The following is a 24093-nucleotide window of genomic DNA, read 5'->3' on the forward strand; positions in this document are numbered from 1 at the left end:
GCGCAGGGGCCAGAGGGATAGAGGCGGTTGGCCATCATTATGCCCATTCGATGTCAGCAATCAATTGGTAGCCCTGGAGCGATGTGTGGAGCAGCCGCTATCCGTTAATTGCGCGAAAAACCGGCATCGAGGCAAACAGTAAGGCTGAGTTTCGGCTATTGGGCGTTTTCTGCTGATCCCACCTGGCGTTTGAAGCGGGTGGTCGTAGCTCTCACTGGAGGCCAAAAATTCCCGATTCGATTCCACGGAAAGCCATAACTAGCTGATTTTTTTATAGATACCCTATGAGGTACACCAAAAAATCCACCAAATTCCAGCCCCGCGAAAACCGGGCCCTCACGTCCAACAACCGTCCGTCTGTCTCCGCACCAGTCTTTAATCCGCGATGGTTCACCACCATACGTGGAACCCAATGAAACCGCCCCCTAGGCGGTTTTTGCGCCGACTCCATGGGCGTTAAAACGCCACATTCTGCGGTATTTATGTACATTCGTTAGTACATCCTAGTTTCGGTTAGCAAGCGATGTACTCACGCGTCGTGCTGGTTGCCTGAGGTTGGGTCTGACGATTCGCAGGCCGCTTTCCTAGCTTGTACTGTTCGCCCAGCCCCTCGCCCAATCGACTTATCACCCCGCCTGTTTTGACTTAATCTTGCAGAGGATTTGAGATAATTCTTTTCTTTGATATGCCCTTAGCCCAGTGTTTACGGGCATAAGAGCAAAAAAATTTGAGATAAAGCATTCGCCTCCTAGAGATAATTCCGAGATGCCTCAATTTTCTCACCACGATCTCCAGCTGTTGAACCCATCCTTTGACTCGCTCCTGGTCGACGTGCTGAACGAGCTTGAGTTCCTGCGTCGCCTGAGGCTGGAGGGCGATACCCCGCAATAGATCGTATCCACATTCATAACCCTGCCTCGCCCCTCGACCGACTATTTACCCACACATTTCCGCGATTTCTCCCACAGCAAACAGCCTTGCTTTTAAGCCCCCGCAGCGCTACCTTCCCCCAGTCGCGGCAAATTCCGCGGCCGGGTTTGGCGACCCGAACGAAAAGGCGCATCGGCGCCCCCAACCACGATTGCAGGCGCTTTTTTTGCGTCCGCAGTTTCGTGTAATGGCGGCTGTGCGTGGGAGACCTTCGGGTCTGCCGAGTTCCTTTTCCTCGGTTCGCCAACCTGCGTACAGCTGCCACCCTAACCGTTTGGCGACGGTGAGGGCGGTGCTTCAATCGAAAAGGAAAGCATGCATGCACACTTCAAATCTATTCAGAATCCCCACATTCGTTCCCCGCCGTCGTTTCTCGAAGGCTTTCAGCGACATCACTGTCAATGCATCAGGCCTTAGCTCCCTCCACCAGGGGGTGCGCCATGTCTGACCAAGAACGCCTCTCTACCCTCCAAAGCTACGCCTGGACCCTCGAACTGCTAGGCGAAGCCTTGGTCCAGCACGACGAAATGCTGGAATGCGAACACAACCCGCGCCTGAGCTTTCGCAATACGGCCGGCATCCACCAGGCGATCCGGATCATCAGCCGGTTGGCCAGCGAGCAGTGTGGCAAGGTAATGGAGCAAGCCGGGCGCGCCTCGACCGATTAGTAGAGTCATGGCTCGCTGGAGGGCGTCTTGGTCGGTTTCACGACCTCGGCCGCCCCGGCGAGAAAGTGCCGTAGCGTGCACATCGTGGATCCGGACGTCTCCACAGCGTCCAGTCTGGTCAAGGAAGGCATGAACACCTGCAGTGCGCTTGCTGTCGTGGCCACAGGATTTTCGATCCATACCGCCTGCTTGGTGGGGCAGGGCGACAAATGGAATTCGTAGTACGCTCCGATGACTAGGTATTTCCAATACATCTGGCTTGTTCCCTGAATCGCCAGGTTTGCCTTTCAAACGGGAGAAACGCCATGACGGATAAAAACAACGATAACCGCCCTGTCTACCAAGCAGCGTGCCATTGCGGCACCGTGCGTTTCTCACTGCGGTTAACCGATGGTCTGCGCACCGCACGCAGGTGCAACTGCTCGCTGTGCCGTATGCGCGGGGCGGTGGCGGTGTCGGTCAATCTGGGCGATATCACGGTCACCCAAGGTGAAGAGGCGCTGACGCTCTATCAGTTCCACACCCGGGAAGCCAAGCACTACTTCTGCTCGAAATGCGGCATCTACACCTTCCACCAGCGGCGTTCCTCGCCGGACCAGTATGGGGTTAACGTTGCGTGTATCGAAGGGATGAGCCCGTTCGATTTTGCAGAGGTGGCGGTCAGTGAAGGGCGTGTTCATCCCAAGGATCGGGTGGGGGGTGGCGCGGAGGTTGCGGGGTGGGTGCGGTATGCAGCTAACCCGGCGTGTGATCAGGGCTGAGGGCATCGCCCATGTTCGCGTGGGTCTTCGGGATCTGGCTTTCGCCAACGGGGTAGGTGTAGGTCTTAAACCGCCACAGCCCAGCCCGTGCAGGCCAGCTCGAACAGCACCAGACTGACGCCATAGCGGGTAATGAACTGCGCGTCCGAGGCTGGCAGTGGGGCCGCTTTGCGGCCCATCGCGACGCAAGGCCGCTCCTACAGGGTGAGGTGGCGACGCAAGGGAATAGCAAATGGCTCAAGTTGAGTGGAACGCTTGCGCCGCCCTCGGGCATGGTAATCAGGCAAGGCGCGCTGCCAGCACTTTGCAGTAACCATTCACTGGCCAATGCCAGCTGCCGAGGATTTTGCATGGATCAGAACAGAGACAGCCTGAAAACAACCAACCCTATCGCCGGGCTGCCGGGGGCAGTATTTGAGAAAGCCTGGGAGGTGCGTTGGGCCCTGAAACTCACCTACGTGTGCCTGTTCATGGATATGGCTTTCATGACAGCCCTGGGGACCACTCTGCTGGATTTCTCGGGGGACATGGCTACGGTCTGGGGGAATATCGGGCGGATCTTTGTGAGTGTCGTGGTGTTTTGCCTGGCCGTGTCGGTGTGCGTTCCAGTGCTTGCGCAGGTCGCGGTCATGCTTGGTTCCTACATCCCTTGGCACTGGCTACAGAGCCGGCGCGATTACTCCCTGCTACACAATCACGTGACCTATAGCGCCTTGAAAGAGCACAGTCTTCGTGAGGGCAATGAGTTCCTGTTCAACTACTGGCGCAGCAAGAGCCAGCAACGGGAGGTGTGGCGTCAGCAGCGCTACCAGGCCGGTGTCCTGGTATTCGGGCTGGTGGTGATGGCCATTGCCAACGCCAATGTCGGGGCGCATTACCAGTTGCCTGGCTTGATGCATCAGGTCACCGAGCTGATTGGCTGGGAGGGCTATCTGGTGCTGGGGGGCATTACGCTCTGCCTGTTGCACTGGGCGTGGTGGGCTGCGGATGAGATTGGCCAGGTCTACTACCCGCCCTTGGCAGAAAAGCTGAGGGAGCGCGACTACTGACGCCGGGGCATGTGAGCCAGGATAACTGGCTCACCCGCTCACCCGGCTCAGCCCACCGCAACCGCCGCATTCAGCACCAACACCACGACCAACCCCACCACCGCCACGATCGACTGCACCACCGAGATGGTCTTGGTCGCTTCCCCCATGGTCATGCCAAACGACTCTTTCACCATCCAGAAGCCGGCATGGTTGGCGTAGTTGAAGAACAGCGAGCCACAGCCGATGGACAGGGCCAGCAAGGGCAGGTTCAGGCTGGGGTCAGCGCCTGCCAAGGGGGCCAGCAGGCCGGCAGCGCCGACGATGCCAACGGTGGCCGAGCCGGTAGACACCGACAGCAGCATGGCGATCAGCCACCCCAGAATCAACGGCGGGAATGCCGATTGCTGGGTCAGGTGCACGATGGCATCGCCAACCTTGGCGCTGGTCAGCATCTCCTGGAAAGCGCCGCCGCCGGCAATGATCATGATGATCGAGGCAATCGGCTTCAGGCTTTTGCCCAGCGCATCGCGCAACTGCTCGGCGTTGCCACCGCGCGCCAGTACCAGGCTGAAGCCTGCGAACAGCACGCCCAGCAGCATGGCGATCAGTGGGTTGCCAAGGAAGCTGGCCAATTCCAGCAGCGCATTGCCCTTGGGCAGCAGCATTTCGGCAACGGCGTGCACCAGCATCAGGATCGCCGGCAGCAGCGCGGCCAGCGTGCCGATCAATACACCGGGGCGGGGTTGGCCGTCGGCCTGCTCAGCCAGGGTGAACTGGTCCAGCAGTGCCTGATCGGGGCGGGTGCTCATGCGCCGGGAAATGAACATGCCGTACAACGGGCCGCCCAGGACCATGGCAGGGATCGCGGCAAGGAAGCCGTAAAGCATGGTCGGCCCAACCGAGGTCTTGAGCACGGCAATGGCGGTCAGTGGGCCAGGGTGCGGAGGGACCATGCCATGCATGGCCGCCAAGGCGGAAATCACTGGCACACCCACGTACACATAGGCAGAGCCCTTGAAGCGCGCCTTGCCCTCCAGCTTGCGTGCCACGCTGAAAATCAACGGCAGCATGATCACCAGGCCCACCTCGAAGAACATCGGGATGCCGATGACGAAGGCCACCAGCATCATCGCCCAGGGGATCAGGCGGTCGGGGGTGCGTTTGAGGATCACATCGGCGACCTGTTCGGTAACGCCAGCATCCGCCAGGATCTTGCCCAGCATGGCGCCAAGGGCAATCACCACCCCGACCGCACCCAGCGTCTTGCCAGCACCGGTGAGCAGGTGCGAAACGATACTGCCGGGTTGCATATGGGTCGCGAAGCCCACGCCAATGGACACCACCAGCAGGGCCAGAAGCGGGTGCATCTTCAGGCGCGATACGATCAGCGCCACCAGCACCAGAACACTGACCAGGGCGGTCAGCAACAGCTGAATATCTAAGGGAGTCATGCAAGGAGTCTCGGTTGGGCAGGCGCGTCAGCGGCAAACAGAAGGTGCAGGCAGGGCAATCAAATGTGCGGGCTGGCCAGCATGCAAAGGCATCGGGACGGGGAGTGCGGTCATGGAACGATTCACCTTGTTATTTGGTCATCTATATGAATCTGCCCAGAGTATTTGCGGTCAACCGGGATACTGTCAAGGGTAGGCCCTGGCAGCGGCAGCGCCAGGCCCAGCCGCGAACAACCCATCAGGTACTGAACAAACGCCGTTCCCGCGCCCACACGATCGCTTCACTGCGGCTGTGCACATCAAGCTTGGAATAAACCGTTGCCACGTGGTTGCGCACCGTGTTCAGCGCCAGGTTCAGGCGCGCCGCAATCTCCTTGTCGGCCAGCCCTTCGCAGATAAGCGCCAGCACATCCCGCTCGCGGCGGGTAAGGTCGGTGAACGAGGCATCGGGCAACCGGCCGGTGTTGATACGTTTGGCATTGGCCAGCTTCTCGATCAAGGTCTGGCTGAACCACGATGCATCCTGCATGACGGTCTCGATCGCCTCGACCAGTTCCAGCTCCGAGCGCTTGCGCTCGGTGATGTCCATCAGCACCAGCAGGTAGCACGGGGTGTCCAGCAGGCTCACGGTGTCGGCTTGCAGCATGCAGTCGAGCGGGTCGTCACCTTTCTTGCGCAGCTTCACATCCAGCGCCTCGATACGCCCGCTCTTTTCCAGCGCATCGAACACCTGCGCTGCCACCCCGCGGTCGGCGAAGAAGTCGATTTCGGCCACGGTTTTCCCGATCAGCTCCTGGGCGGTGTAGCCCAGGCTGTCGAGGAACGCTTCGTTGGCATCGATCAGTTGCTGCTTGTCTGCGCTGCACAGCAAGGTCGGCACAGGGCTCAGGCGAAACGCCTTGGCAAAGCGCTCTTCACTCTGGCGCAGGGCGTTCTCCGCCTTGCGCCGGGGCTCCAGGTCGGTGAACGAAAACAGCATGCAATCCTCTTCGTGCATGTCCAGCGGCTGCCCGGCCACGATCACCAGCTTGGTGCCACCTTCTGGCAAGCGCAGCTCGGCCTGCATCTGCGGGATGGTCGCGCCTTCTATCAGGCGCTCGATCGCCAACTCCTTGCGCTCGGCGTTTTCCAGCACGTCCACTTCATACACCGAGCGGCCAATGACGTTTTCCCGCACATGCCCGGTCATTTCCAGAAAGCCCTGGTTCACCTTGATGAAGCGCAAGTCGCTGAGGCGGCAGATAACGGCGGGGGCAGGGTTGGCGTTGAAGGTTTTTTCAAAGCGCTGCTCTGCGCTGGCCCACTCGGTAGCGTCGGCCAGTATCAGCACCAACGACTCGGCCTCGCCCTTGCTGTCTTCCAGCACCATGCTGCGCACCCGGTGTACCCGGCTGCGCGCCTCCTCATCGCCAACCGGCGAAACCTCGACCACGACATCGCTGAACACTTGCCCCGCCGCCACGCGGGCAATGGGGTACTGGTCGGCTTCAAGTGGATGGTTGTTGCGGTAGCGCAGGGCAAAGCGCTGGCGATAACCCTCGGCGTCCCCGCCCAGCTGTTCCAGGCTGTCGACCCCGTGCATGCGCAGGGCGGCTTCGTTGGCCCAGATGATGGTCTGGTCCACTTCCAGCAGCATCACGCCATCCGAAAGCCCGGCAATTATCTGCTGCAGCTGGCGGCGGTTGGTTTCACGGGCAAGCACGGCGTCGCTCATGGGCGTCCCCCGGTCGGTAATGGCTGGTGTGGTGACTGGCGTTGAGCATAAACGCAGCAGGCACCGGCAGATTGGTGCCAATGCACTAGTGCGGGTGGGGCAGATGCATCAATACACCCTTGCATGGGACCCGCAAACTGGCCATGACGTTGCATCAGGCACCCGTGGCCGGTGCAGCCAGTTCCCATTGACGAGGATGCATAGATGACTGAAGCCTATGTAAGCACCCCGGCAAATGCCGTGAGCCCGCTGCGGGTGTCGTGGAGTGCAGTTTTCGCCGGGGGGGCCATTGCCTTGGCTACCTACCTGGTACTCAGTGTGCTGGGCACCGCCATCGGGGCCGGGGCCGTTGACGCGATGGCCGATGGCAACCCGCTGCGTGGCTTTGGCACCGGTGCTGGGGTGTGGCTGTTCGTCAGCACCCTGGTTTCGGTCGCCGCCGGTGCCTGGGTTGCCGGCCGCACGGCGCCGGGCCGCGGTGGCCTGCATGGCCTGTTGAGCTGGACGGTGACCACATTGCTGGCGACCTGGCTGCTGGCTTCGCTGGCCGGGGGCGTGGTCGGCACTGCCGGCAATATTGCCGGTAAAGGCCTGTCGCTTGCCGCGGATGGTGTGGCTGCCGCCGCACCGGCAGTCGGCCAAGGCATCAAAGAGCGCCTGGGTAAGCAGGGCATTTCGCTCGACTGGGACAGCCTGGAAGCGGAGCTGAACAAGACCCTGCAGCAGTCCGGCAAGGCCGAACTGAACCCGTCGAACCTGGAGCAGCAGGCCGATCAGGCGCAGGCGCAGGGTGAGTCGGCGAGCCGTATTGCCGCCGAGGACCCGACCCAGGCCGTTGACCAGCTCAAGCAATGGTTCGACCGGGTACGCAAGGCCGGTGAGCCTGCGCTGAGCGCGGCAGACAAGCAGGCCCTGGTCAACATCGTGGCGGCGCGCACGGGCAAGAGCCAGCAGGAGGCCCAGCAGATCGTGGATAACTATGCCCGTGCCTACCAGCAAGCCGCCGAGCAGGTGCAGGTGCTGAAAGACCAGGCAGAGCAACAGGCGCGTGAAGCTGCCCAGGTAGCGGCCAGCAACGTGTCCAAAGCCGCCTGGGGCACGCTGGTAACCCTGCTGCTTGGCGCTGCCTTGAGCGTTGTGGCAGGCCGCTTCGCCCTGTCGTCACGCAAGACCCGGGTCGTGAATGTGTGATCACCCGCCCAGGTTTGCCCGTTTCACTGGTGTAACCCCAACCCACATGTACGGATGTCGTTGAAGGAGAAAAACCATGAGCAGCACGTCTGACAAAGTCAAAGGCATGGCCAACGAAGTGGTTGGCAAGGTTAAGCAAGCCGTCGGTAAAGCGACTGGCAATACCGAGCTGGAGGTAAAGGGCAAGGTGCAGGAGAAAAAGGGTGAAGCCCAACAAGTGGTTGGCGATGTGAAGGACGCCGTCAGCAAGGACTAGCCGACTGTCGCCCCACCCACCAGCGGTCGCCTCCGGGCGACCGTTCTTGCATGTGCCCGCTGCGCCCAGGCGCTGCTCAGCGCTGGTACGCCTTGCCGAAGTGCCGTTCCAGGCGCGCTTGCACCAGCTCCAGCAGAATCGACAGTACCCAGTAGATGATTGCCGCGGTGGTCAGCATTTCCAGGTAACGGTAGCTGGAGCGCCCGTACGACTGGGCCAGGAACATCACTTCCCACACCCCCATCACCGAAATCAGCGATGAATCCTTCAGCATCGAGATGAACTGGTTGGCCGTGGGCGGAATGATCACCCGCATGGCCTGGGGCAGCACGATGTAGCAGAACGTCTGCGGCGGGCGCATGCCCAGCGCCAGCGCCGCTTCGCGCTGGCCGCGCGCCACGCCGAGAATGCCGGCGCGGAAGATTTCACTGAGGTAGGCGCCGTAGTTCAGCGACAACGCAATGATGCCTGCGCTGATTGCGCCGGGCACCAGGCCGACCTGTGGCAGGCCCAGGTAAATCAGCAGAATCTGGATAAGCAGCGGCGTACCGCGGAAGAACGACGTGTAGAAACTGGCGATACCGACCAGCACCGCACTGCCGGACAAGCGCGCCAGGGCTGCGGCAAAGCCCAGCAGCACCGAGACCACCATCGAGCACAGGCACAGGAACAGGGTCAGCGCTGCGCCTTGCAAAAAGCCGTTAGGGCCCAGTTTGAAGCCGGCGAGGTTGGGGAACTTCTCCACAATGATCGCAAACTTCAGGTCGAAGCTGAGGAAGAACGCCACGAACAGACCGAACAGCGCCAGCCAGGTCAGCAGCAGCCGGGTGCGAAAGCCGAACAGGCTGGCGCCCGTGGCTTTGGCCGCGGGCTTGGGGGAAGAAGGGAAGGTGCTCATTTGCTGATGTCGGCGCCAATCCATTTCTGCGACAGCTTGGCCAGCGTGCCATCGGCTTTCAGTTCGGCAAACACCTGGCGCACCTTGGCATCCCATTCAGGGTCGCCTTTCTCGATGGCCACCGAGTTGGGCTCTTCATACAGTGGGGCACCGGCCAGCTTGAAGCGCTTGTCCTGGGTCAGGCGCGGCTGCGCGGTCACCAGGTTGGTAAGAATGGCATCCAGACGCACGCCCGCGCCCAGGCCCAGGTCCTGGAAAGCGACGTTGTCGGTGTCGTAAGGCGCAATCTGCACAAAGTCGAAGGGGTAGTCGATCTTCTGGTCTTCCTTGCCTTCGATCACCAGGTTCTTGTTCAGGTAGCTCTCGTAGCTGGAGGCGCTGGTCAAGCCTACCTTGCGCCCATCCAGGTCCTTGGCCCCATGAATGCGCTCATCCTTGGCATTGACCACGATCACTGCCGGCGATGCGTAGTACTCCACCGGGAAGTCGAACACTTCGGCGCGCGCCTTGCTGGGCGTCATCGAGCAGATGCAGATGTCGTAGCGGCCGCTCCAGCGGCCGGCGGCGATCACGTCCCACGACGGGGTTTCCAGGCGCAGCTTCACGCCAAGCTTGTCGGCCACAGCCTTGGCCACATCCACGTCGAAGCCGTCGAGTTGGTTCTGATCATTGAGGAAGGAGAACGGCGGGTAGCTCTCCATCAACACGTTGACCATTTCCTTGCGCGATTCAACCCGCTCCAGCGTGGTGCCTGCCAGGGCCTGGGACGCAGTGGCGAGCAACACGAGGCCCGCGCCGAGCACAGTAGAAAAGCGCATGTACATACCTGAAAAGTTTGCCAAAAAAGAGAAAGTGTATTTAATAGTTATAAACCTTTCTCTCATAATGAATTTTATTCATAACCACCTTCAGAGTAGTTATATGACACAGCGCGCGATGGTTATTCTCGACGGGGGCATGGGCCGTGAACTGCAGCGCAGCGGCGCACCGTTTCGCCAGCCCGAATGGTCGGCGCTGGCGCTGACCGAGGCGCCCGAGGCCGTGGTAGGTGTACATGCGGCGTTCATTGCCGCGGGTGCCCAGGTCATTACCAGCAACAGCTATGCGGTCGTGCCGTTCCACATTGGCGAGCAACGTTTTGCTACAGAAGGCCAGCAACTGGCCAATACCGCCGGCCAGCTGGCGCGTCATGCCGCCGATAATGCTGCACACCCGGTCAAGGTAGCGGGTTCGCTGCCACCGCTGTTCGGCTCTTACCGCCCTGACCTGTTCCAACCTGAGCGGGTCGAAGAAGTCCTCAAGCCGCTGCTCGCCGGCCTGGCGCCGCACGTTGACCTGTGGCTGGCCGAAACCCAGAGCGCCATCGCCGAAGTACGTGCCATCCACGCGCACCTGCCCAAAGACGGCCGCCCGTTCTGGGTGTCGTTCACCCTGCAGGACGAGGACGTGGATACGGTGCCGCGCCTGCGCTCCGGTGAGCCGGTAGCGGATGCCGTGCAAGCGGTAGTCGGGCTGGGCGCTGCAGCGGTGCTGTTCAACTGCAGCCAGCCGGAAGTAATCGGCGCGGCCATTGACGTCGCCCGTGCCGTTATCGACCAGCAAGGGGCAGGGGTGACCATCGGTGCCTACGCCAACGCCTTCCCCCCGCAGCCCAAAGAGGCTACCGCCAACGATGGGCTGGACGAGCTGCGTGAAGACCTGGACCCACCGGGCTACCTTGCCTGGGCCAAGGACTGGCGTGAACGCGGCGCCAGCATGGTGGGCGGCTGCTGCGGCATTGGCCCCGAGCACATTGCCGAGCTGAAGCGTAACCTCGGCTGACAGGTTCGAAGGCTTCTATACGGCAAGCGAAGCGGCTAAGTTTTGGAATTGCTGGAACTGACGGTAAGGTTTCAGCATCTTCCATGCATCATGCGCCACGGGCAGTCGTGTTCTGACTGCCCAGTGATGGAGCGCAGCGCTGAACGCCCGAAGGAGTAACGCCTATGCCTGAAAACCAGAAACGCAGGAGCACCATCAACCCACCTGTCTTTTTCACCAGTGCAGTACTGGTGCTGTTACTGGTGTTGTACGCCACAATGTTCCAGGCGCATGCCCAAAGCGTCTTCGAGCAGGTTCAACAATGGATCGTCACCAATGCAGCCTGGTTCTACATCCTCACCGTCGCACTGGTGCTGATCAGCGTCGTCTTCCTGGCCGTAAGCCGCTACGGCGACATCAAGCTGGGCCCGGACCATAGCGAGCCCGACTACCCCAACAAAAGCTGGTTCGCCATGCTGTTCTCTGCCGGCATGGGCATCGGCCTGATGTTCTTCGGTGTGGCCGAACCGGTGATGCACTTCATCAACCCGCCCGTGGGTGACCCCAACACGGTGGCCGCCGCCCGCGAAGCCATGAACATCACCTTTTTCCACTGGGGGCTGCATGCCTGGGCGATCTACGCCATCGTGGCGTTGATCCTGGCCTACTTCAGTTTCCGCAACGGTCTGCCGCTTACCCTGCGCTCGGCGCTGTACCCCTTGATCGGCGAGCGTATCTACGGCCCTATCGGCCATGCAGTGGACATCTTCGCCATCCTGGGCACGGTATTTGGCGTCGCCACCTCGCTGGGCTACGGTGTGCTGCAGATCAACAGTGGGCTGAACCAGTTGTTCGGCCTTCCGATCAGCACCTCGGTGCAGGTCATTCTGATTGCCGTTACCTGTGCATTGGCCACGCTGTCGGTGGCCAGCGGCCTGGACAAGGGCATCCGTATCCTGTCGGAGCTCAACCTGGGCCTCGCGGTGGTCCTGATGCTTTTCGTGCTGGCGGTAGGCCCTACGGTATTCCTGCTGCAGGCCTATGTGCAGAACACAGGGGCCTACCTGTCCGATATCGTCAACAAGACGTTCAACCTGTTTGCCTACGAACCTACCGACTGGATTGGCGGCTGGACCTTGCTCTACTGGGGCTGGTGGTTGTCCTGGTCGCCCTTCGTGGGGCTGTTCATTGCGCGCATTTCCCGTGGGCGCACCATTCGCGAGTTCGTGTGTGGCGTGCTGTTCGTCCCGGCCGGCTTCACGTTGCTGTGGATGACCGTGTTTGGCGACTCCGCCATCCATATGATCCTGCACGGCGGTGTCAAGGACCTGGCCACGGTGGTGGATCAGGACAGCTCGCTGGCCTTGTTCGCGTTCCTCGAGCACTTCCCCTGGTCTACGGCCATCTCGATGCTGGCAGTGCTGATGGTGGTCGTGTTCTTCGTTACCTCGGCCGACTCGGGTGCGCTTGTCGTGGATATGCTGGCGTCCTCCGGCAGGGGCCATTCACCGCTCTGGCAGCGCGTGTTCTGGTCGGTCACCATGGGCGCGGTGGCCATTGCCCTGCTGCTGGCCAACGGCCTGAAAGCATTGCAGGCGGCCACCATTGCCAGCGCCTTGCCGTTCGCGATCATCCTGCTGTTTTCCATCTGGGGTTTGTTCAAGGCCCTGGGGCTGGACGCCACACGGCGTGGGCTGCGCACCCAGGCACTGCCAGGTCAGCGGCAGGGCCGTCAGAACCACGGCGGCTGGCAGCGCCGCTTGCGCAACATCGCCATGATGCCGCGCAGGGCGCACGTTACCCGCTTCATCGCCGACGTGGTCAAGCCCGCATGCGAAGAAGTGGCCCAGGAACTGCGCAAACAGGGCTATGAGGTGACCGTGGACGAGCGTGACGACGGCCGCATCACGCTCGAGCTTTCCCATGCCGGTGAAGGGCGCTTCAAGTACGAGGTACGCCCCCGGGCATTCAATACGCCGAGCTTCGTCATGCGCGACGCCGATGACAACAGCGATGCGCGCAAATACTTCCGGGCAGAGGTGTACCTGCGCGAAGGCGGGCAGGACTACGATGTGATGGGCTGGAGCCGTGAGGATGTGATCGGCGACATCCTCGACCAGTACGAGCGCCACCTGCATTACCTGCACGTGGTGAGCTGATGCCGTTTACGTGCGGGCGATCGCTGGAATCGCCCGCACGTAGACCAGCTCGCAGACCAGCTCGACCAATGTCTGGGTAATCACCGCCGCTGCCGCCAGCGTGCGCCACTGCTCTGGCAGGGCGAGCGCCAGCGGCAACACCACCAGCGAGTTGCGCGTCGCCGCACTGAACATCACGGCGCGCTTCTGCTGTGCCGGCAAGCCCAGCAGCCTCGCTGTTGCCCAGCCGATGGCCGGTGCCACCAGCGCAAAGCCCAGGTAAACCGGCACTACGGGCAACAGTTGCGGCAGGTCGTGCAACACGATCCGGATCTGTGAAGCGATCACCACGAACAGCACCAGCGCCATCGCCGGTACGGGCATCCAGGCCCAGGCATCGTTCCACCGGCTCACCCCCCGCCACTTGCCGACCAGGGCACTGGTCCACACGGCCAAGACCAACGGCACGACGATCATCGCCACGAACGCCTGCACGAAGGGCCCTATCGCCAGGTTAAATGCCTGGCCATCGTCGAGCATGAGCGCCAGGTAAAACGGCAACAGCAGCAGTTGCAGCAGCAACAGCACGGGGGTGGCGGCCAGCATGAGCCGCGCATCGCCTTTGCCCATGTGTGTGAACACCACCACATAGTCGATGCAAGGTGCCAGCAGTACCAGCAGGGCGCCTGCCAGCAATGCCGGCTGGCCCGTCAGCCCACGGGTCAGGCCCCACACCAGCAAGGGCACCAGCACGAAATTGGCCAGCAGCAAGGCAACCATGAACCGTCGATTGGCCAAGCTCGCGCGCAGGTCCAGAAAGGGTATCTGCAAGAACATGGCGTACATCAGCATGGCGATGGCGGGTGTGATCAGCACTTCCAGCACTGAAGCACCCGCACTGGCGAAAACGCCGAAAGCGCAGGCCGCCAGCACGGTGGCGAAATAGATGAGCGTTTGCCGGGTTTCGAGTTGGTCTCTGGTCAAGAAATTACCTGCTGAAAAAAGTGCGGGCCATGCGGTGCCGGGCACTGCAGCCAGTGGTTGTTTTAAGACTCGTCTGAGTTATCCGCCAGCGCCATCGCTGCATTCTATGTGCAGCCTACACAACAACCACAGGACGTCGTAATGAACATTCGTGCCATCGCTATCGCCGTAGCTGCAACCATGACTGCCCCTGGCCTGGCCAGCGCGGCCAATACCATTACGTTCAGCGGGGAGGTCACTGACCAGACTTGCTCGGCTGTCGTCGATGGCAACACCGAGCCAACCGTCGTCATGCAAAGTGTGCCAGCCAGTGCGCTGATCGGCGGCTCCGGCAAGAACACCGGGGAAACCAAATTCACGTTGCGCCTGACCGGTTGCGCTGCGCCAGCCGACGCCAACGAGCAATTCACGACGCTGTTTCAAGCTACCAACCCTACAACGCTGGGCAACCTGACCAACACGGCCACCAACGGCGCCACAGGCGTTGCGTTGCAGTTGCTCGATGCACCCGGCGGCAGCCCGGTAAACCTGGCAGGTGGGGCGGCAGTCAGCGCGGGGCAAATCGTCCTGAGCGCCGGCCAGACGTCTACAAGCCATGACTATGCCGTGCGTTATGTCTCCGAGGCAGCCACCGTCACCGCAGGCCCTGTCCTGGGCGCCGTCACTTACACCCTGCGTTACGAGTGATGCGTGCACGCCAAGCTTTCTGACTGCCGCCATTGGACAGTACTCATGGCGGCAGGCCTTCGAGGTAAATGCATGAGAACTTCGTCAGCAGGTCGGCTTCGTTCGGTCGCCATTGCGCTTGCGCTGGTGCTGGGCATGACGGGTACCGCATTCGTCCAGGCCAGCGTAGTGGTGACAGGTACCCGGGTCATCTACCCCGGGGATGCAAAGGAAAAAACGCTGCAACTCACCAATCAGGATGCCTTCGCCAATGTCGTGCAAGCCTGGGTGGATTCCGGTGACCCGGCCTCCACGCCCGAAACTGCCAGGGCCCCGTTCATGGTCAACCCGGCCGTGTCACGTCTGGCCCCGGGTAGCGGGCAGTCCCTCAGGCTCATCTATACCGGCTCGGCGTTACCCGGCGACCGGGAATCGGTCTTTTATCTGAACGTGCTGCAGATCCCGCCACGCAATACCGCGCACGCCGACAGCAACCAGATGTTGCTCATCCTGCGTAATCGCCTGAAGCTGTTCTACCGCCCTGCTGCCATTGCCGGAACGGTTGAGCAATTGCCTGAAAAACTGCGTTTTAGCCTCGTGGGCCAGGGCGCCAGCTGGCAGGTGCTTGTGGATAACCCAACGGGGTTCTATGCCTCATTCGGGGCTGCGACGCTCACCGCGGGTAACCGCCAGGTAACGCTGCATGCCACCATGGTGCCGCCCTACGGCTCGGTGCGTTGGGCGCCGGAGAGGGGCGGCCTGCTCGAGGGCAAAGCCCCCGAGCTCAGGGCGCAGTTGATCAACGACTATGGCGCACGCGTGGGCATCACTCATGTGTTGCAGCGCTAACCTGCGGCGCAACACGGCCCTGCTAGGTGGTGTTGCCTTACTGATGGCGCGGTTAGCCCACGGCGAAGGCGATTACCGCTTCGATGACAGCCTGCTACTCGGCTCGGGTCTGGCCGGCGGCAACCTGGAGCGTTTCAACCAGGCGCAGCAGGTCGATCCAGGTACTTACCTTGTCGACGTGTATGTGAACACGCAATACGTCAACCGAAGTGAAGTGAGCTTTCGGCCGCAAAACGATGTGGTCGAACCCTGTTTGTCCGAGCAGTTCCTGCGCCAGCACATGAACGCGCGCAAGGTCGAGACGCCCATCGTCGATTCGACCCAATGCATGGCCCTGAGCAAGCGGCTGCCGGGATCAATGTTTCAATACGACTCCGCCCGCTTGCGCCTGGACCTTTCAGTACCCCAGGCATTGCTCTACATCAAGCCGCGCGGCTACGTCGACCCGCAGGACTGGGACGCGGGCAGTGCCATGGGCTTCGTCAACTATGACGCCAGCCTTTACAACTCTCGCTATCAAGCGTCAGAAAGCGAAGCTGCCAATTATGGTTACCTGGGGCTGAACACGGGCTTGAACGTCGGGCTGTGGCGTTTGCGGCATCAGTCCAACTACAGCTACTCAAGTTTCGGTGGCACCGCGGTCAGCCGCTGGAACAGCATTCGCACCTATGCACAGCGCGCAATCGCGCCCTGGCAAAGCGAGCTGACGGTGGGCGACAGCTTCACCGAAGGCAACTTGTTTGGCAGCATCGGCTTTCGCGGCGTGCGCCTGGCCAGCGACGACCGCATGCTGCCGGACTCTCAGCGTCAGTATGCTCCGCAGGTACGCGGCACGGCGGCGGGCAATGCACGCGTGGTGATCAGCCAGAATGGCCGCAAGGTTCAAGAAACCACCGTAGCGGCTGGGCCATTCGTTATCGACGACCTGTACGGCACGGCTTACAACGGTGACCTGGACGTGCAGGTGATCGAAGCTGACGGCAGTATCACGCGCTTCACCGTGCCCTATGCGGCAGTGCCCGACTCAATCCGCCCGGGCATCTCGCGCTATAGCGCAACCTTAGGCCAGGTCCGCCAGACTGATACCAACCAGGGCGTCTTTGCCGAGGCCACTTACCAACGGGGCCTGACCAACGCAGTGTCCGCCAACCTCGGGGCTCGGGTAGCGCAGGACTATTTGGCAGTGCTGGGCGGCGGCGTGCTGGCAACGCCTTATGGCGCGTTCGGGCTCAACAGCACCTTTTCCAGTGCCACGGTAGAAAACCGTCAGCACAGGCAAGGCTGGCGCATGGGGCTGAGCTACAGCCGCACCTTCCAGCCTACCAACACCACGCTCAATCTTGCCGGGTACAGATACTCAACTCAGGGTTATCGGGATTTGGCCGACGCACTGGGTGCCCGGCAGGCCACCGTGCGCGGTGAACGTTGGGACTCGACCAGCTTCAAGCAGCGGAACCAGCTGACCGTGCTGGTCAGTCAAGGGCTGGGCGGGTATGGAAACCTGTATCTGTCCGGGTCGCGAAGCGATTATTACGACGGCAAGAGCCGTGATACGCAGGTGCAGTTCGGTTACTCGAACACCTGGCGACAGCTTAACTACAGCCTGGCCTATTCACGTCAGCGCACCACCTGGTACCGCGATAAGGCGGAAAGTTCAGAACTCAGTTTCACGAACCCGGCGGACGTGTACGACACCAGCAATAGCAGCAATACCCTGACGCTGACCTTCTCCATGCCCTTGGGCAGCTCAAGCCGGGCACCGACCATCAGCTCAATGGTGACCCGGCGCTCAGGTGATACGAATGGCAGCAGTTTCCAGACAGGTATCAACGGTACGATGGGCGCACAGCGTGACATGAGCTACGCGATCGCGGCCAGCCGTGACAGCGCCGGGCGCGGGACGAACTGGACCAGCAACCTGCAGGCGCAGAGTGCCGTTGCCACCTTCAATGGCGGCTTTTCGCAAAGCGCCGACTATCGGCAGATCAATGGCGGCATTCGTGGAGCGGCCGTGGTGCATGAGGGTGGTCTCACGTTGGGTCCCTACGTCGGGGATACCTTCGCGCTGGTGCGGGCCAAGGGCGCGGGCGGCGCGATCATCCGGGGTGGGCAGGGGGCACGTGTGAACGCTGATGGGTATGCGGTGGTGCCCTCTTTGTCACCTTACCGATACAACCCTGTCGGGCTTGACCCCAGTGGAATGGGTGAACAGGCCGAGTTGATCGAAACCGAGCGAAAGGTGGCCCCTTATGCCGGTGCTTCCGTGCTGGTCGACTTCAAGACCTTGCTTGGGCATGCCTTGTTGATCCAGGCCAGCTTGCCGGGCGGTAGGGCAATCCCCCTGGGAGCCGACGTGGTCGACGAACAGGGCACGACCCTTGGCATGGTAGGCCAGGGCGGGCAAGTGTATGCACGTGCCCAGGCCGACAGCGGGCGCTTGCTGGTGCGTTGGGGCGCCGGCCCTAGCCAGCGATGTCAGCTGCCCTACGACGTCAACAGCGCCACAGCCGCCAACAGTCAGGGCTTCATTCACCTGAAAAGCATATGCACGCTCAATGAGGAACCATCATGACGCTCAGGTCCTGGCTGCTGACGGCCATCCTGCTCATCCCTGCTCAACACGCCTGGGCGACCTGCTACAGAGTGACCTCCGTGGGCGCCGCCAACACCACGGCCAACGCTGCGATCAGGCCCGGGGAGGGTACTGCCGGCGCCTGGGCCGGTGCATGCGACACGTGCAATGGGTCATTGGGCATACCGAGTGTGATCAACGTCAGTGACCCAAGCTTTCAACCTTATGGCACGTTGATCGCGAGCTCCGTGGCCCCCTTCACCCAGTATGGCGCTACGGCTGGCTACAATCCGGAGTACGTATTTTTTCGCTGCGAGGGGCAAGATGCGGTTTACGAAATGTGGTCTACCAATGGCGATGATGTCTACAGTGGCTGGTTCCAAGGGGGCGACAGCGTCGGCCTGAGCCTGGGTTTGCAGGACGCCTACAGAACGGCCTGGCCTAATGTGCTGTTGCGCTTGACCCATCTTGCAAGCGGCGAGCCTTTCACTCACATCTGGCGTGAGCGTAGGCTCACTGGCCTGGACATCGATTCTCGCGGCTATCAGTTGGTCAAGGCCAAGAACCTCAGCGCCGTGCGTGCGGAGGTTTTCAGCGCACCGAAAGACCCTACGTACAACTATTACAGCGACACGGTCTCGTCGCAGCTCTACGCCTATGCCCAACAGGCGGCCTACATCGCGATCAAGGGGCCGGGCCTTGCTTATCCGACGGTAGGGCAAACCCACTACGGTAACTGGAGTGGCTGGTATGGGAACTGGCCTGGTGCATTGGGCCTGTACAACCAGGTCACGCTAAAGCGTTACCCCACCTGCAGCGTATCGAGCGTTACACCCTATGTGGTGTTTCCCTCGATCAGCGTGAGCGAGATCAACGCCGGGGGCAGCCGCGAGGTGCCTTTTCAGATCAATTTCCGCTGCCAGAGTACTGTTCTCAACAGCGCCAGCGCCAACGGTACAGCCATTGGCATCAAGGTTTCTTCCGGCGCCCTGGCTGCGTCCTCTTCCTTGGGCCTGATCAACGCCCAAGGTGGTCTGGCCTACTTGCTGTCGGACCGTTATGGCCAGGCGGGAATGGCGCAGGGGGTGGGCATTCGCGTGCTGCGCGGCGGCGCTCCCATCAACTTGCTGGCCAATGAAGACTCTGCCAATGGCAGTGGTGCAGCGGGTCGAGGGTGGTACCCGGTTGTCAGCAATACCGCCAACCTCACAGGCACTATCAATGGTATCGGCCAGTACACCGAGACGTTCAGAGCTCGATTGGAAAAGCTCTCCATCGGCACCATGCCGACGGTAAGGCCTGGTCGGGTCGAGGCCACTGCGCAAGTGGTGATACGTGTCCAGTAGCTACGCGCAGGGCCTGCTGCTGGTCGTCGTCGCGCTGGTCAGTACGGTCACCTGCGCGGGTGTCACTGCTGAGCGTACCCGGGTCATCGTGCGTGAAGGTCAGCGTGACACTTCCTTGGCACTGGTCAATCAAAATGCCTATCCAGTCGTGGTTCAGGCCTGGGTCGACAATGGGGAGCTGAATGTTACGCCGGACACCGCAACTGCACCCATCATGCCGCTTCCGCCAATGTTCAGGCTCGAGCCCCGGCAACAGCGAAGCCTACGCCTGGTGACTACCGGGCAGGCGTTTGCACAGGATCGAGAGTCCCTGTACTGGCTGAATGTGTACGAGATTCCACCCCGGCCGCGCGAGGCGCTGGGCGAGGGCTCGACCCGGCTGACGATCACGCTGCGCACCCAGCTGAAAGTCATCTATCGCCCCCAAGGCTTGTCGAAGAAGGCCGAGACAGCGCCTTTGCAACTGGTGGTCAAAGCCCAGGGCCGCACTGTGCAGTTGCATAACCCGACGCCGTTTTACATATCCCTGGCGCAGGCGCAGATCGGCGATGGCAAACGGTCGATCGTGCTTGATGCGCCGTTGTTGACGCCATTCAGTACGCAGCGCCAGACAGTGGGCGGTAACGTGCCCAGCGACGCGACGTTCAACTACACATGGCTGGATGATGATGGCAATGCGCAAACCGGCGAGCGTCCTGTCCTGGGCGCGATGCCCCACAGCGTCGAACCTACGCTAGAGGCCGCTGCAGCAGATTGAGATTCGTCCTATTCAGCAATGGCATTGGTGCCCCTAGGCTGGCTGCATGAAGCTAGCCAACCTGTTACCTGCCGCTCAGTGGAACCTGTCGACGCCTATTGCCGCACGCAATTTGTTGCGCCTTTTCGCGATCACCCTCGTCGCGGGGTTCTACATTGGCGCCTACGGTTACATGCGCATGACCTTGAACGAGGAAATCTCGTCTCGGCGCAGGTACATGAACGAGGCCATTTTCAACGCCCAGGATTTCTTTGTCAGCCGTCAGACCTTGCTTAAATCGCTAGGGCTGTCGACGGTCAGGCATGCTGGCTCCTCGGGTGGCGAGGCGTACATTCCAGGCGAGGAAGTCCATGTTTTCCTGCGCCAGCCCAGCGGTACATGGAGCTTGTGGCTGACGCCGCGCATGCTGGATTTCCTGCGAACCAAGCAGACCAGCCTGTTGTATGTCCCTCACGCCCTTGATGGGCCGGTGCAATGGCTTTTCAGTCAGCCTCAGCGTCCTCCTCTGGTCCCCAACGCTGTGTTGCAACGGCTGCGCGGCTCGACTGGCGAGCCTGGCCAGGAGCAGATCTTGCTGGCAGACGCTGGAGATGAAAAATCGCCTCCGCTCTATATTTTCATTGCCATGGATGAGCGCGACCGGGCTTCAGGGTGGCTGGGCCTTGAGGTGGAAGGCTCGCAACTGCTCGCAGCGCTGGCGCATGAGCAGGCCGGCGACTTCCAGCTCGTGGACAGCGCAAGCCAGATCATCGCCAGCAACGATCAGGAGCAACAACTGAGCGCTCGGCACTATACGGCAACGCCTATCGATGACGGCTTTGGTTGGGAAGGCGGACATTGGCTTCCGGATCGGCTGACCATCCGCAAACAACTTGATCATTCGGACTGGCAGATCGTCTATAGCATGCCCTTGGCGTTGTTGGTCCCCGTGCTGATTCTGCCGTTCGGGTTGGCAGTGCTGATCAGCGTCGCTGTTACGCTGTTAATGCTGTGGTTGGTTCGTCGGGTCGACGTGCGACTGATCAGCCCGGCAGCGGCGCGAATCGATGCATTGGTCGAAAGTGAAGCGTTCAGCAGTGCTGTCATCCGCACCGCCCCGGTAGCGCTGTGTGTGCTGCGTCGTAGTGACGGCGAAGTGGTTTTGGCCAATCGGCTGAGCGAGCAATGGCTGGTCATGGGCGATGAACGCACCAAAGCCTGCCAGGACTGGATCACCCGTGCCTTCAGCAAGCCTGCGCAGACCAGTTGTACAGAAGAGCTGCAAATGGCCGACGGCCGTCATCTGTGTCTGAGCTATGCCCCCACTCGCTACAGGCGTGAAGACGTTCTGATCTGCGCCTTCAGCGACATTACCGAGCGCAAAACCGCCGAGCTGTCGTTGCAGCAGGCCAGGGCCCTGGCCGATGCCGCCAATGAAGCGAAGACACTGTTCCTGGCGACGATGAGCCATGAAATCCGTACGCCCCTGTACGGCATGCTGGCCACGCTTGAATTGCTCTCTCGTACCCACCTCGACAGCCAGCAGCGAGGGTATCTCAATGCCATCGAAGGTTCATCTGCCACTTTGCTGCAACTGATCTGCGACGTGCTGGATGTGTCCAAGATCGAGGCAGGCCAACTGGCGTTGGAAACAAGTGCGTTTTCCCCGATCGAACTGACACAGGAAGTGATGAAGGGCTATATGGGCGCCGCCCATACAAAAGGGTTGCAGTTGCTCAGTTGCATGGACCCGCAGCTTCCTGAACAGGTCCTGGGCGACAAAATGCGCACCCGTCAGATCCTTGGCAACCTGCTCAGTAACGCGGTGAAGTTCACTAGCAGTGGCCGGATAATGGTCAGGCTCCACATGGTTGGGGTCGAAGGTGAGCGCATGATGTTGCGCTGGCAAGTGGTCGATACCGGGCAGGGCATACCTGAACAGGACCAGCAGTACTTGTTCGAGCCGTTCTTCCAGAGTGGCCCGAGTACGAACACTGTTGCAGGAACGGGCCTTGGCCTTTCCATCTGCAAGCGACTGGTCGAATTGATGAGCGGCTCTATACGGGTGTTCAGTGAGCCGGGCTTGGGCAGCAGCTTCTCGTTCACACTGCCGCTTGGCCAATTGGCGCTTGATGAAGACCAGTACTGGGCACAGCCATTGCTCAATCAGGAAGTAGCTGTCTATTCCGGTGTTCCCGAACTGGCCGAGCACGCCGCAGGCTGGCTGCGTCGCTGGGGGGCGCGAGCGCAAGTAACGACCGCGCGGGACGTGCCTCATGAGCCAGGCACCGTGCTGGTCGAGATATGCCCCGGGCCGGCCAGCTCGGCAGCCATCGAGCATTGGCCAGGTCCGGTGATACGCGCATGCGCCGATGGTCATGGCCTATCGCGTCCTGCGGCTCAATGTTGGCAGGTGGCGTTGAATGATCTTCAGTTGCTCAACCGGGCTGTGAGCCAAGCCCAGGGTATAGAGGCGCGTCACAATGCAACTGCCCGCCAGGCCATGATCGAAACCAAGCTGTGCATTCATGTACTGGTGGCTGAGGACAATGTCATCAACCAGCTCATATTGCGTGACCAGCTGGAAAAACTGGGCTGCACCGTTACCCTGGCCAGTGATGGCGAGGAAGCACTCGCCCTCTGTCAGATGCACGTTTTCGATCTGGTGCTGACCGACGTGAACATGCCAAGGATCAACGGGTACCAACTGGCGCAACGCCTGCGCCAGCTAGGCCAGGCCATACCCATCGTGGGCGCCACCGCGAACGCGATGCTCGATGAGGCAGAGCGTTGCCTGGGCGCCGGGATGGATCAATTTCTGGTCAAACCGTTCACGTTGCATGCGCTCTATCAGTGCCTGTTGCCGTACCGAAAGGTCTCGCCCTGATGCTCTACCGCGTCTTGATCGTCGAGGATCATCCGTTTCAACTCCAGCACCTGGCACAACTGTTCCGATCCGTCGGCGGGTTTGATGTCGAGCTGCAAGGGAATGCCAGTATGGCGATCGAAAGCTTGCGCAACCAGGCTTACCACCTGGTCGTGACGGACCTCATGATGCCCCAGCTGGACGGTGTACAGTTCATTCAGAAGATGAGCCTGTTACCTACGCCACCGGCCCTGGGGCTCATGACAGCCGCTTCTACGCGCATGCTCGGCGGCGTCGCCAAGGTTGCCGAGAATCTCGGTATGCGCGTCGCAGGCATGATCAGTAAACCTTTGCAGATTCATCACGTTCTTGCACTGCGCCATTACCTGGACCGCGGGCGCACCCAAGCCAACCGGCAACCTGTTGCCTGCCCTGGCGTGCATTCGGCGCGAGTCCTGACCCATGCGCTCCAGTCAGGCGAAATACAGGCCTGGTTCCAGCCCAAGAAGTCTCTGCTCGACGGCCGGATCGTCGGTGCGGAGGCGCTAGCCAGGTGGCTGCATCCGGTCGAAGGTATCCTGATGCCTCGGGCATTTCTGGCCGAGCTGGAGTCAGCGGGGCTCGACCTGCAGCTGCTGTACAGCATGCTTGAGCAAACGCTTGCCGTTCAGGCGCTGTGGGCGGCTCAGGGGCACAGGTTACCGGTCTCGATCAACCTTCCCACGCATCTGCTTGACCAGCCCGACCTGGTCGACACGTTGCACAGGGCAGTGCGAGCGCGAGGCGCTGATCCCAAAACCATCACCTTCGAGTTGACAGAGACGTCTACCACTCGCCATTCCAGTGACTATCTAGCGGGCACGTGCCGGTTGCGCTTGATGGGTTTCGGTCTGGCCCAGGATGATTTTGGCAAGGGGTACAGCTCCTATTCCAACTTGATAACTACGCCTTTTACCGAAATGAAGATAGATCGTTCCTTGGTCAATGGGTGTGCAAAAAGTCCTGACATGGCTATCGCCCTGGCCAGTGCGGCTGAACTTGGGCGAGCACTGGGAATGGTTACGGTAGCAGAGGGCGTCGAAACCCGAGAGGACCTTGAAGTTGTCCGCAAGGCACGGTGTAACCAAGTGCAGGGGTTCATTATTTCCCCAGCGGTAGACGGTACAAGGATGCCTGCGCTGCTGAACGGGCATAGCTATGAGTAAAACGCATCAAAAACCAGGATGAAACGTTTCA

19 protein-coding genes and 1 pseudogene are annotated in these 24093 nt (G+C 60.9%); 15 read left to right on the forward strand and 5 right to left on the reverse strand.

Annotation, left to right across the window (positions count from 1 at the left end; all coding sequences use genetic code 11):
- Window positions 1-765: 765 nt before the first annotated feature.
- The 4 genes and pseudogenes from FPB55_RS03300 to FPB55_RS03315 all read left to right on the forward strand — a co-directional run.
- Window positions 766-885: pseudogene (locus tag FPB55_RS03300) on the forward strand (Fic family protein); the annotation flags it as partial.
- A gap of 485 nt (window positions 886-1370) precedes the next feature.
- A complete protein-coding gene (locus FPB55_RS03305; protein ID WP_054903892.1) occupies window positions 1371-1598 on the forward strand; it encodes a hypothetical protein in 228 nt (75 codons plus the stop codon).
- A gap of 305 nt (window positions 1599-1903) precedes the next feature.
- Complete coding sequence (locus tag FPB55_RS03310; protein WP_064314579.1) at window positions 1904-2359, forward strand: GFA family protein; 456 nt, start codon at window positions 1904-1906, stop codon at window positions 2357-2359.
- A 350-nt stretch (window positions 2360-2709) separates the two neighbouring features.
- A complete protein-coding gene (locus tag FPB55_RS03315) occupies window positions 2710-3408 on the forward strand; it encodes a hypothetical protein (protein WP_115293356.1) in 699 nt (232 codons plus the stop codon).
- 47 nt (window positions 3409-3455) lie between these two features.
- Here FPB55_RS03315 and FPB55_RS03320 read toward each other — a convergent pair whose 3' ends face one another.
- Entirely contained in the window at window positions 3456-4841 is a 1386-nt protein-coding gene (locus FPB55_RS03320; protein WP_144187532.1) for a gluconate:H+ symporter, read from the reverse strand.
- Between the two features lie 238 nt (window positions 4842-5079).
- On the reverse strand, window positions 5080-6555 hold the full coding sequence (locus FPB55_RS03325; protein ID WP_009686078.1) for a PAS domain S-box protein: 1476 nt from the start codon (window positions 6553-6555) through the stop codon (window positions 5080-5082).
- A 204-nt stretch (window positions 6556-6759) separates the two neighbouring features.
- Here FPB55_RS03325 and FPB55_RS03330 point away from each other — a divergent pair, with 204 nt between their 5' ends.
- Together FPB55_RS03330 and FPB55_RS03335 are read left to right on the forward strand one after the other, a co-directional pair.
- Complete coding sequence (locus FPB55_RS03330) at window positions 6760-7746, forward strand: hypothetical protein (protein WP_144187534.1); 987 nt, start codon at window positions 6760-6762, stop codon at window positions 7744-7746.
- 76 nt (window positions 7747-7822) lie between these two features.
- Window positions 7823-8002: a CsbD family protein gene (locus FPB55_RS03335; RefSeq protein WP_029884902.1), complete on the forward strand. Its 180-nt coding sequence runs from the start codon at window positions 7823-7825 to the stop codon at window positions 8000-8002.
- A 76-nt stretch (window positions 8003-8078) separates the two neighbouring features.
- Here FPB55_RS03335 and FPB55_RS03340 read toward each other — a convergent pair whose 3' ends face one another.
- The gene (locus tag FPB55_RS03340; protein WP_029884901.1) at window positions 8079-8900 is read right to left on the reverse strand and encodes an amino acid ABC transporter permease; all 822 of its coding nucleotides are present in this window, start codon (window positions 8898-8900) and stop codon (window positions 8079-8081) included.
- A complete protein-coding gene (locus FPB55_RS03345; RefSeq protein WP_009686082.1) occupies window positions 8897-9718 on the reverse strand; it encodes an ABC transporter substrate-binding protein in 822 nt (273 codons plus the stop codon). The genes FPB55_RS03340 and FPB55_RS03345 overlap by 4 nt, the downstream gene beginning before the upstream one ends.
- 118 nt (window positions 9719-9836) lie before the next feature.
- Between FPB55_RS03345 and FPB55_RS03350 the strand changes: the two genes are divergently transcribed.
- Both FPB55_RS03350 and betT read left to right on the forward strand, forming a co-directional pair.
- Entirely contained in the window at window positions 9837-10721 is an 885-nt protein-coding gene (locus FPB55_RS03350) for a homocysteine S-methyltransferase family protein (RefSeq protein ID WP_178097533.1), read from the forward strand.
- A gap of 164 nt (window positions 10722-10885) precedes the next feature.
- Entirely contained in the window at window positions 10886-12859 is a 1974-nt protein-coding gene (gene betT / locus FPB55_RS03355; protein WP_009686084.1) for a choline BCCT transporter BetT, read from the forward strand.
- A gap of 6 nt (window positions 12860-12865) precedes the next feature.
- Here betT and FPB55_RS03360 read toward each other — a convergent pair whose 3' ends face one another.
- Complete coding sequence (locus FPB55_RS03360) at window positions 12866-13822, reverse strand: bile acid:sodium symporter (protein WP_144187538.1); 957 nt, start codon at window positions 13820-13822, stop codon at window positions 12866-12868.
- Window positions 13823-13963: 141 nt separating this feature from the next.
- Here FPB55_RS03360 and FPB55_RS03365 point away from each other — a divergent pair, with 141 nt between their 5' ends.
- The 7 genes from FPB55_RS03365 (at window position 13964) to FPB55_RS03395 (ending at window position 24062) form a co-directional block, all read left to right on the forward strand.
- A complete protein-coding gene (locus FPB55_RS03365; RefSeq protein ID WP_064314581.1) occupies window positions 13964-14509 on the forward strand; it encodes a fimbrial protein in 546 nt (181 codons plus the stop codon).
- A gap of 135 nt (window positions 14510-14644) precedes the next feature.
- Window positions 14645-15337 (forward strand): molecular chaperone, encoded by a 693-nt coding sequence (locus FPB55_RS03370; RefSeq protein ID WP_225786177.1) that lies wholly within the window; start codon window positions 14645-14647, stop codon window positions 15335-15337.
- A gap of 43 nt (window positions 15338-15380) precedes the next feature.
- On the forward strand, window positions 15381-17909 hold the full coding sequence (locus FPB55_RS03375; protein ID WP_238706617.1) for a fimbria/pilus outer membrane usher protein: 2529 nt from the start codon (window positions 15381-15383) through the stop codon (window positions 17907-17909).
- Window positions 17906-19255: a fimbrial protein gene (locus FPB55_RS03380; RefSeq protein WP_144187542.1), complete on the forward strand. Its 1350-nt coding sequence runs from the start codon at window positions 17906-17908 to the stop codon at window positions 19253-19255. The genes FPB55_RS03375 and FPB55_RS03380 overlap by 4 nt, the downstream gene beginning before the upstream one ends.
- On the forward strand, window positions 19245-20012 hold the full coding sequence (locus FPB55_RS03385; RefSeq protein ID WP_115293364.1) for a molecular chaperone: 768 nt from the start codon (window positions 19245-19247) through the stop codon (window positions 20010-20012). The genes FPB55_RS03380 and FPB55_RS03385 overlap by 11 nt, the downstream gene beginning before the upstream one ends.
- Window positions 20013-20058: 46 nt before the next feature.
- Entirely contained in the window at window positions 20059-22878 is a 2820-nt protein-coding gene (locus FPB55_RS03390; RefSeq protein WP_115293365.1) for an ATP-binding protein, read from the forward strand.
- Window positions 22878-24062, forward strand: coding sequence for an EAL domain-containing response regulator (locus FPB55_RS03395; protein ID WP_029884892.1), 1185 nt, complete (start codon window positions 22878-22880; stop codon window positions 24060-24062). The genes FPB55_RS03390 and FPB55_RS03395 overlap by 1 nt, the downstream gene beginning before the upstream one ends.
- The last annotated feature ends 31 nt before the right edge of the window (window positions 24063-24093 follow it).

Origin of the sequence: Pseudomonas sp. BJP69, assembly GCF_007633355.1 — a bacterium.
GTDB lineage: Bacteria > Pseudomonadota > Gammaproteobacteria > Pseudomonadales > Pseudomonadaceae > Aquipseudomonas > Aquipseudomonas juntendi.

Bases quoted from the DNA above. Each gene is read 5' to 3' on its own strand.
- FPB55_RS03305 (WP_054903892.1), top strand. From the start codon at position 1,371: ATGTCTGACCAAGAACGCCTCTCTACCCTCCAAAGCTACGCCTGGACC.
- FPB55_RS03310 (WP_064314579.1), top strand. From the start codon at position 1,904: ATGACGGATAAAAACAACGATAACCGCCCTGTCTACCAAGCAGCGTGC.
- FPB55_RS03315 (WP_115293356.1), top strand. From the start codon at position 2,710: ATGGATCAGAACAGAGACAGCCTGAAAACAACCAACCCTATCGCCGGG.
- FPB55_RS03320 (WP_144187532.1), bottom strand. From the start codon at position 4,841: ATGACTCCCTTAGATATTCAGCTGTTGCTGACCGCCCTGGTCAGTGTT.
- FPB55_RS03325 (WP_009686078.1), bottom strand. From the start codon at position 6,555: ATGAGCGACGCCGTGCTTGCCCGTGAAACCAACCGCCGCCAGCTGCAG.
- FPB55_RS03330 (WP_144187534.1), top strand. From the start codon at position 6,760: ATGACTGAAGCCTATGTAAGCACCCCGGCAAATGCCGTGAGCCCGCTG.
- FPB55_RS03335 (WP_029884902.1), top strand. From the start codon at position 7,823: ATGAGCAGCACGTCTGACAAAGTCAAAGGCATGGCCAACGAAGTGGTT.
- FPB55_RS03340 (WP_029884901.1), bottom strand. From the start codon at position 8,900: ATGAGCACCTTCCCTTCTTCCCCCAAGCCCGCGGCCAAAGCCACGGGC.
- FPB55_RS03345 (WP_009686082.1), bottom strand. From the start codon at position 9,718: ATGCGCTTTTCTACTGTGCTCGGCGCGGGCCTCGTGTTGCTCGCCACT.
- FPB55_RS03350 (WP_178097533.1), top strand. From the start codon at position 9,837: ATGGTTATTCTCGACGGGGGCATGGGCCGTGAACTGCAGCGCAGCGGC.
- betT (WP_009686084.1), top strand. From the start codon at position 10,886: ATGCCTGAAAACCAGAAACGCAGGAGCACCATCAACCCACCTGTCTTT.
- FPB55_RS03365 (WP_064314581.1), top strand. From the start codon at position 13,964: ATGAACATTCGTGCCATCGCTATCGCCGTAGCTGCAACCATGACTGCC.
- FPB55_RS03370 (WP_225786177.1), top strand. From the start codon at position 14,645: ATGACGGGTACCGCATTCGTCCAGGCCAGCGTAGTGGTGACAGGTACC.
- FPB55_RS03375 (WP_238706617.1), top strand. From the start codon at position 15,381: ATGGCGCGGTTAGCCCACGGCGAAGGCGATTACCGCTTCGATGACAGC.
- FPB55_RS03380 (WP_144187542.1), top strand. From the start codon at position 17,906: ATGACGCTCAGGTCCTGGCTGCTGACGGCCATCCTGCTCATCCCTGCT.
- FPB55_RS03390 (WP_115293365.1), top strand. From the start codon at position 20,059: ATGAAGCTAGCCAACCTGTTACCTGCCGCTCAGTGGAACCTGTCGACG.
- FPB55_RS03395 (WP_029884892.1), top strand. From the start codon at position 22,878: ATGCTCTACCGCGTCTTGATCGTCGAGGATCATCCGTTTCAACTCCAG.